Origin of the sequence: Candidatus Phytoplasma citri (assembly GCF_002009625.1) — a bacterium.
Classification (GTDB): Bacteria; Bacillota_I; Bacilli_A; order Acholeplasmatales; family Acholeplasmataceae; genus Phytoplasma; species Phytoplasma citri.
Map to the genome: position 1 here is coordinate 1 of NZ_MWKN01000054.1, position 3,501 is coordinate 3,501.

1 protein-coding gene is annotated in these 3,501 nt (G+C 19.6%); it reads right to left on the minus strand.

Annotated elements, in window-relative coordinates; translation table 11 throughout:
* Positions 1-159 precede the first annotated feature (159 nt).
* On the minus strand, positions 160-3,216 hold the full coding sequence (locus B2G44_RS01800; protein WP_078123136.1) for a ligand-binding sensor domain-containing protein: 3,057 nt from the start codon (positions 3,214-3,216) through the stop codon (positions 160-162).
* Positions 3,217-3,501 lie beyond the last annotated feature (285 nt).

Genomic DNA, 3,501 nt, shown 5'->3' on the forward strand with positions numbered 1-3,501 from the left:
GAGTAAATTATGGAAAGCCGGACGCTTGGAAACTTGCTTGTCCGGTTTGGACGGGGGCTGATTGTAAATAAAACAGCAAATAAAAATCGCTGCATAAAACGCAATTAATCTATCCGTATTTTTAATTCCCTTGCATATTGTAATCAAATAATATAAATTTTAAATACCAAATATTTGAATTAATTTCTTATATAATTGCATAAATTTAATCACCATTTTTTTTTTCAAAATAATTAAATTTTTCTTATAATCTTTTTGTAAAATTCGTTTATTTTGATAAAATTTATACCACCCAAAAAATTTCAAAATAATTAAATGCGTTTTTTTAAAAAATAATATATTTTTAATTTTAAATTGTTGATAAACTTTAATTTTATTAATCCGATCCAATAATCGATTATTGTTTGCAATAATTGATTTCTGTTTCTTCCAATGTTGAAATAAAATTTTATCTATTTCATCGTTTTGTTGCGCCTTAAAAAGATTATTACGATGATTTTGATCTTTTAAATATTTTTGATAAAGATATAATTGATTTTTATATTCGGAATTAATTTTTTTATTTTTATTATCATATATTAGTTTAATTTTTTGCTTTTGAGTTATAAAATCTTGATCTATTTCGGTTAAAGAATCTTTTAAATTATCTTGAATTAAATCTATTTGGCGTTTCATTTCTTTTAATTTTAATTTATTTTGTTTTTCATATAAACTAATCTCATGACGAATTTGTTTTTCTTGTTTTTGATATTTAATTATAATCTCATTTAAACTATCATCATGCATTATTCTAGTAATATCGAAAAAAACCTGAGAAATACAATCAATAATATATTCGCTTTCTTTTAATAAAAAATGTTTTTCTTCTGATTGATTTTTTTGTATATGAAAAATTTCTTCCTTAATATCGTTATATTCTTGAATAAAAAAAATTCTAGGTAATTCTAAATGCTCATAATAATATAACCATTTCTTTTTCATTTTATTGAGATAAAACGAAGATAAAACACGATGCCAAAATTTAGAATTCGAAAAACTTCTAAGTTTAACAGTCAATTTAAACATTTGGTATTGTAATAAATTATTAGTTTGCACAAAACAATTTTGTTGTTTTTTCAATTTATTAGTCATTTGTTCTTTTGATTGCTGATGTTTATTTTGTTGATATTCTAAATATTTCATTTTTTTTTTAAAAAAATTTCCTATATTTTCATAAATTTTCATTTTTTGTTCAAAAAAAACTAAAAATTTTGTATTTTTATCCAAATTTTTCAATTTCATTCGATGCATTAAGATACTAATAAAAGAAATATTTTGATTATAAAAATTTAAAATCACTTTATTCAAATTAATTTGTTGTTTTATCTTATTCAGTCTTAAATCGATCATATTTATTTTCAATAAATAAAGATATTTAAAATGTTCTTCTATAACTTTTTCTACAAAAATTTTATTTAATTTACAAATTAAATGTAAATGAATCATAGAAAAACTCTTATTAATTGTTTTTAAATACAAATGCCAAAACAAATCCAATTGTTCTTTAATTTGTTGCAAAATTTTCAAATGTGTTTGATTTTGTTTATTTAAATAATTATTAAATAATATAGCATTTATTAAATTTTTTTGTTTAATAAAATTATTTTTAGCAACAATATCTCTGATTTTAATTTTCGGTATTTCCACTTTATAAAAATAATTTTGTTTTTTTTGTTTATAAATAATATTTTTTAAATTTATTTCATATTCCTGATGATAATGTAGATTAGAGAGTTTTTCTTGTAATTTTTGTATTTCTTGAAGATTTTGCAAAATTTCACAATCATATTTTGTTTTTAAAGGAATTTTTGTCATTTGCAATTGCATTTTAAGCAAAAATTTACGTTCTTGAATTTGATTCTGCAACAATAATATATCTTTTTGATATTGTATATCATTTAATTTTTCAATTAAAATAAAATTTTTGCGCAAATGTTCATAAGATAATTTTTGTTTATATTGTTCATCTATAACTTCTTCCTTAATGATGTCGTATTTTTTTTTTATTTTTAATAAAATTAATTCCACTTCTAAATTATCAATTTTTTGCAAATAATTATTATAAATTAATTTGTATTCTTGTTTTTGGATTAAATCAACATTATTAATTTGAAAATTTTTTATTTTTTGGAAAATTTTTTTATTATATTCGACAATATTTAACTTTCGATTATAAATAAATTTAAATTTCATATATTGAAAACGCCACTCATATAAACGAATCGAATACATTCGTTGATAAACAAAAAAATCTCGCATTAAATTTGTAATTATAGGATAACTATTTATAAACATTGGTTGAATAAAAAAAAATCCCCTTATACCTTGATTCCAAATATTATGTTTTTTTTTAAAAATTATTTCTTGTTTTTCTATAAATTCCGATTTCAATTGATCGAAAATTTTATTATGCATTTCTATTTTGCGTTGTAACAAATTAAAAGAATTTTTGATTTCTTTGGAAAAATCTATCTCTTGTTGCCTTTGTTGTTCTTGTATTTGTTGAATTTGTTTTTGGTAAAAATTTTTCATATTTTCTAAAGAATGATTAAAAATATCTTTTAATTGTTTAATTTTTTGATTTAAAATGATAATTTTTTGATGAAAAAAATCATAAATATCTGAAATATTTTTTTGATATTTTTGATTAACCTGAGAATATTGTTCTGTAAACAAATCATTTTGTTCCATTTGTTCTTTGTTTACTTCTTTTTCCAACAAATTTAATTTTTCCAAAGCAAGACGGCATTTACAATTCAATTTATCTTTTTGAATATTATATTCTGTAATTATTCGATCTTTTTGTAAAACACTTTGTTGTTTTCTTTTTATAAACTCTTGATTTAAAGAAATTTCTTTATTAATTGTAATTAACTTTGATTTTTCTAAATTTTTACTAAGTTGTTGTTTTAAATTATCTATATTATAATGGTAATCTACATTTAATTGTGGAATATTAGACGCAAATTGAGGAGTTAAATTTGTATGAGGATTAGCACTATAAATAGGCAAAAAAATCAAAAAATCTTTCATATAGTTATCATTGAATAAATTTATTTGTTTAATTTCTTGACACAAATTAATTAGTTTTTGAATTAACAAATCTATTATAGGATCATAATTTTTTACAGTATCTAAACAATTAATATCATCATTTTTAAATTTTTTTTGACGCATTATATTACAAAAATCCCCTTAAAGCAATATTATCACTTGAACTTATTATATATTTGATTTTTTACTTTTAAAAATAAAATTACATATTAGAAAAAAATAATAAATGCTATTTATAAAAAACTTAAAAATAATAATTAATTAAAATATTATTGCAAAGGTATATTATCTTACCCAGAGGAGAGTTAACGACTCTTATAGGGCGAAAGAAGAAAGTAATTTACTATTTATTCAATGGTATCAAGAAAGGGGTTGATATATTATGTCAACAACGGTTTCACTAGAAAC

What these genes read in the sequence shown, in the direction of transcription:
- B2G44_RS01800 (WP_078123136.1), bottom strand. Translation starts at nt 3,216, where the DNA reads ATGCGTCAAAAAAAATTTAAAAATGATGATATTAATTGTTTAGATACT.